5 protein-coding genes and 1 pseudogene are annotated in these 4,857 nt (G+C 70.6%); 5 read left to right on the top strand and 1 reads right to left on the bottom strand.

Annotated features, from left to right (window positions below; genetic code table 11):
* Positions 1 to 1,589: copper resistance CopC/CopD family protein (locus WEB03_RS04190; protein ID WP_368069715.1), on the bottom strand; the 1,589-nt coding region annotated here is incomplete at its 3' end.
* Between the two features lie 283 nt (positions 1,590 to 1,872).
* On the opposite strand from WEB03_RS04190, the gene WEB03_RS04185 reads away from it, so the two are divergent.
* The 5 genes and pseudogenes from WEB03_RS04185 to WEB03_RS04165 all read left to right on the top strand — a co-directional run.
* Complete coding sequence (locus tag WEB03_RS04185) at positions 1,873 to 2,532, top strand: DsbA family protein (RefSeq protein WP_368069714.1); 660 nt, start codon at positions 1,873 to 1,875, stop codon at positions 2,530 to 2,532.
* An 82-nt stretch (positions 2,533 to 2,614) separates the two neighbouring features.
* Positions 2,615 to 3,157, top strand: coding sequence for a vitamin K epoxide reductase family protein (locus WEB03_RS04180; RefSeq protein ID WP_368069716.1), 543 nt, complete (start codon positions 2,615 to 2,617; stop codon positions 3,155 to 3,157).
* A 26-nt stretch (positions 3,158 to 3,183) separates the two neighbouring features.
* Positions 3,184 to 3,759: a TlpA family protein disulfide reductase gene (locus tag WEB03_RS04175; RefSeq protein ID WP_368069713.1), complete on the top strand. Its 576-nt coding sequence runs from the start codon at positions 3,184 to 3,186 to the stop codon at positions 3,757 to 3,759.
* Positions 3,760 to 3,804: 45 nt separating this feature from the next.
* The gene (locus WEB03_RS04170; RefSeq protein WP_368069712.1) at positions 3,805 to 4,215 is read left to right on the top strand and encodes a BlaI/MecI/CopY family transcriptional regulator; all 411 of its coding nucleotides are present in this window, start codon (positions 3,805 to 3,807) and stop codon (positions 4,213 to 4,215) included.
* Positions 4,208 to 4,857 (top strand): annotated as a pseudogene (locus WEB03_RS04165) (hypothetical protein); the annotation flags it as partial. The gene WEB03_RS04170 and the pseudogene WEB03_RS04165, both read left to right, overlap by 8 nt.

The following is a 4,857-nucleotide window of genomic DNA, read 5'->3' as shown; positions in this document are numbered from 1 at the left end:
ACGAACGGTTCGACGACGATGGGCCCGATCCCTTCGGGGAGGTAGGTGAACTCCCACCGCAGCTCGTCGACCTGATCGGAAGGCTGGCCGGACGGTTCGAGCACGTAGACGTGGAGGGTGTTGATGCCGGGCGCGGACGGATCGATCGAGAGGTCGATCTCGAGCTCGTCACCGAACGGTGCGGTCACGAAGGTCGGTCCGGACAGGCCAGATGCGACGGCGGCGGGTTGGATGCTGACCAGGAAGCCGGTGATCGCCAGGACGCCCGCGAGGAGGGCGAGTTCGGTGCGCACGGTCCGTTGCAGGGTCGTCCACGCTTCGCCGGTCGTGGCTCCGCGGCTGTCGAGGGTGTCCGGCGCGAGGTCGGTACTGGCACCGGCCGGGACCGCATGCGCGGTCACCGCCGGTACGAGCTGCCGCCGGTTGTAGGCGGCGACGGTCACCACCGCGGCTACGAGCGCGAGCTTGGCGATCAGGGTCAAGCCGTAGGTCGTTGAGATGAGTGCACCGAAGCTGCGCACCAGGGGTAGGGCCATCGCGGTCCCGGCGAGGCCGAGCGTCATCACGGACCACAGGGCGAACCGGCTGAACCGGCCGACGAGGTCCGCGGCGCCGACCGGATCGTCGTGTCGTCGTCGGTCACGGAGGCTGACCGCGATCAACGCCAAGCAGGCCAGCCACGACGCGGCGCCTGCGAGGTGGATCGCGTCGCCGGCCACCAGCAGCCACGTCGGCTCGATGCTGCGCTGGTGCCCGTCGAGCAGGTAGGAGCCGAGGGTGACGGCGCTGGCGGTCGCCAGCGCCCACGTCGGCGCGGTCCGCTGCCACAGCACCCACAGCAGCACGAGACCGATCGCGCGGACGACGATCGCCTGCCCGAAGCTCGAGGTGAGCGTCGACGTCAACGTGGCGCCGTCCGTCAGCGCCTCGAACAGCCCGTAGCCGGACACCGCAGCGGCCTGGAACGGCACGTGGAGGAGCGTGGCCGCCAACCCGATCGCGGCCGCCGCCCGAACGAGACTGACGGCGCGTCGGCGGTCGGCGTCGCGTCCGGCGATCGCCACCACGAACGCGATGGCACCGGCCGCGAGGAGCGTGCCGGCGTACCCGATACCCCGCAGGATGGACCCGACGGTGCCGACCCAGCCCGCGGCCGGCCCGGCGATGGCCTCGACCGCGGCATCATCCAGCGCGGTAGCGTCGCCGATCGTGAAGGTCGTCGTGCCGGCGATGGGGTGCGCGTCCACGGATGTGACGCGGTAGGCGACGACGTACGCGGCGGCGTCGAGCTCCGAGGGCAGTGCGACCGCGATCTCGTTCGCCGAGCCGGTGTCGATGACGCCGTCGTCGACCCGGACACCCTCGCCGTCGAAGACCCGCAGTGCATCGGGGCCGGCCTCGACCTCCTCGTTGAACTCGAGACGGACCTCCTCCGGTGCGGCTTCGAGCTGTTCACCTGCAGCCGGTGACGCGCTCGTCAGAGCGGCGTGGGCCGAAGCCGGGGCGGGCGTGCCCAGCAGGACCGCCACGCAGACCAGCGCCTGAAGTGCGACGGTCCGCACGACGAAGGACGAACGGGCGGCGTTCACGTCCACGAACTCCCTGCTCGCTGCAGTGTCCGGACGCTGCAGCGACGGCGCACGTAGCGGCTCCTGTGAGCGCTGTCCCGTCGGACGCGAGAGATCGCGAAGACCACCCGGCCCTCCTACTGATCGTGGCACGGCCAAGATCCGGACGTTAGCTACTACGGTACCGTAGTGAACCGTCGTTACGACTTTCGGGGCCGAAGCGATGCCCGCCGAGCGCCCCATCATCCTGGGACGGTGCACCGGCTTTGACTCGCTGCCGGCCAGGCTCTCCGCGGAGGTTGACGTGAGCACGAACGTGAAGATCTCGGCCGCTTTGGTCGCGGCCGTCCTCCTCGGCCTCGTCGTGACTGGGTGGGTGACGTCACCCGGCAGCGCCGACCGCCCGAGCACGGCGACCGGCGCGGACGGTGAGGTGCCGGTGGTCCGTGAGGACAGCCACCGGCTCTCGACCGCTGAGAACGGTCAGGTGACGCTGGTGGAGTTCCTCGACTTCGAGTGTGAGAGCTGTCGCGCCGCCTACCCGCTGGTCGAGGAGCTGCGCGAGGAGTACGCCGGCGAGGTGAGCTTCGTGGCCCGCTACTTCCCGCTGCCGGGGCATCCCAACTCCGAGACCGCTGCGGTGGCTGCCGAGGCTGCCGCTCAGCAGGGGGCGTTCGAGCCGACGTACCGACGGCTGTTCGAGACCCAGGAGTCGTGGAGCCACCAGGAGGCGTCCCAGGCGGACGTTTTCCGAGGTTTCGCCGAGGACCTCGGGCTCGACCTCGACGCCTACGACCGCGCGGTCGCCGATCCTGCGACGCTCGAGCGCATCGAGCAGGACCGCCACGACGGGCTCGCGCTCGGGGTCGAGGGCACGCCGACGTTCTTCCTCAACGGCGAACTGCTGGTCCCCACGAGCGTGGAGCAGTTCCGGGCCGCGATCGAAGCCGAACTCGGTGGCTGAGTTGTCGGGCGCCAGCACGCGACCGGCGCCGCAGACTGGTGCCGAGGGCGGCCCGCCGGGCCACGATGTCCGCCTCGGCTGGTTGTTGATCGGCGGTGGGCTGGCCGGCCTGCTCGCGGCGTTCACGCTGACCGTCGAGAAGTTCGCCCTGGTGGCCGATCCGACGTACGTGCCGAGCTGCAGCATCAACCCGGTGGTCAGCTGCGGATCGGTGATGGCGTCGGCGCAGGCGGAGATGTTCGGTTTCCCGAACCCGCTGCTCGGCCTCATCGGGTTCACGGTGGTCGTGGTGACCGGAGCGGTCATGCTTGGCGGTGCCAGGCTGCCCCGGTGGTACCGGTTCGGGTTCCAGGCGGGTGTCACCTTCGGGGTGCCGTTCGTCCACTGGCTCGCGTTCCAGAGCCTGTACCGGATCGGTGCGTTGTGCCCCTACTGCTTGGTGGTCTGGGCGGTGACGATCCCGGTGTTCTGGTACGTCACGCTCGACAACCTCCGTACCTGGGGCTCCGCGCGACCGGTCAGGTGGGTCCGCCGGTTCCACGGTGTGATCTTGACCGTGTGGCTGCTCGCGATCGTGGTTGCCATCGCGGTGCGGTTCTGGTCGTCGTGGCTGCTGTTGTGGTGACCGTCCACCGACCGGGAGGTGCTGACGTGCGGCGTTCGACCTTGGTTGCGCTGTCCGCGCTGCTGCTCGTCGCTGGCTGTGGCCAGCAGGGGGAGGTGGCGGACTTCGGGCCGGGTGCGCCCGGCCCCGATGCGCCGCAGCTCCCGGCTGATCGTGAGCTCGATCTGGGGCAGGTGGAGGTCGCCGACGACCTCCCGCCGAGCGACGCTGTGCTCGCCGATGCCGGCTGGGCCGAGGTGGCCGGTTGGATCCGTCGTGAGGTCGAGGCTGGTCGCCCTGTCCTGGTGAACCTGTTCGCGAGCTGGTGCGATCCGTGCGAGCGTGAACTGCCTCTGCTGGTCGATGCGGCGAACGCCACCGACGACATCGCGTTCCTCGGTGTCGCCCACCAGGACCAGCGCGGGAACGCCCAGACGCTGATCGACGACGCCGACGTCGCCTTCCCGACGCTGTACGACCCGTTCGGGCAGACCGCGCCCGAGGTCGGTGCGCGGGGGATGCCCACCACCTTGGTCTTCGACCGCGACGGGCGGCTCGCCGGTCGGGTGATGGGCGAGCTGACCGAGGAGAGCCTCGGCCAGCTCCTCGACGAGGTCCGTTGACCGGTGGACGGCACTACCATCGGCGGCGGACACGGAGGCATCGAGATGAGCGGTCGGGGCGGGCAGAGCGCCGAAGGGCTGCTCGGTCCTCTGGAGTACGAGGTGATGCGCTGCCTGTGGGCGGCGTCGCCAGCCAACGTGCCTGCGGTGCTCGAGCAGCTCAACGACGCACGTCGGAAGTCCGACCGGCTGGCGTACACCACCGTGATGACGGTCCTGGTTCGTCTGCACGACAAGGGGCTCGTCGACCGTGTCCGGCGTGGGCGCGGTTTCGACTACACCCCGAGGTTCGATGAGCCCGAACTGATCGACCACTACAGCCGGCGGGAGGTCGACGAGTTGGTCGAGCGGTACGGCGCGGTCGCCTTGGCCCACTTCGCTGACGCGGTCGAGCACGCCGACCCCCGGGTGGTCGCCAAGCTCCGACACGCCGTCCGGCGGTCCACCGATGCCTGACCGGTTCACGCTGCTCAGCTTCGTCCTCGGCGCCGCGGCCTTCTACGCCTTCGCCGTCTTCTCACTGCACCACGTCGAGATCGTGGGGATCGCCCTCGCCGCGGTCTCGGCGGTCGTGGTCGCCGCGGCGGTCGCCCACGCATCCCGCCACCGGCGGCTCGTACGCGGGCTGTGGTCGTTGTCGGCGCCCGCCCGGCTGGCAGGGATGCCCGTGCGAACCGGCGACCTCGGCGACGCCGCGTTCGTGGCCGGCCTCGATCGGCCCACGATCTTCTGCGACCGCCAGCTGCCCGATGTGCTCTCCACCGCCGAGCTCGAGGCGGTCCTTCTCCACGAACATGCCCACCAGCGCGCCTGGGATCCTGCGCGGCTGCTCGCCCTCGAGCTGATCGCCCCGGTGGTCGCCAGGATGCCCTTCGGTCGGCAGTGGCTCGCGTGGTCCTTCGCACGGCGCGAGATCGCCGCGGACCGGTACGCGATGGATCACGGGGCGAGCCGTGGTGACCTCGCCTCCGCGCTCTTGGTGTTGCCTCCGCTGGCCCAGGCGCACGTCGCGGGGTTCACCTCGGCGGTCGACCTTCGTCTCCGGGCGCTGCTCGGGGAGGATGTCCAGCCGTTCGTGCCGCTCCCGGTCCGCCGGGC

This window comes from Nitriliruptor sp. (assembly GCF_040882075.1).
GTDB lineage: Bacteria > Actinomycetota > Nitriliruptoria > Nitriliruptorales > Nitriliruptoraceae > Nitriliruptor.
Note: the sequence above shows the minus strand (reverse complement) of the source record. Positions and strands in the feature narration are given on the sequence as shown.

Bases quoted from the DNA above. Each gene is read 5' to 3' on its own strand.
- WEB03_RS04170 (WP_368069712.1), top strand. From the start codon at position 3,805: ATGAGCGGTCGGGGCGGGCAGAGCGCCGAAGGGCTGCTCGGTCCTCTG.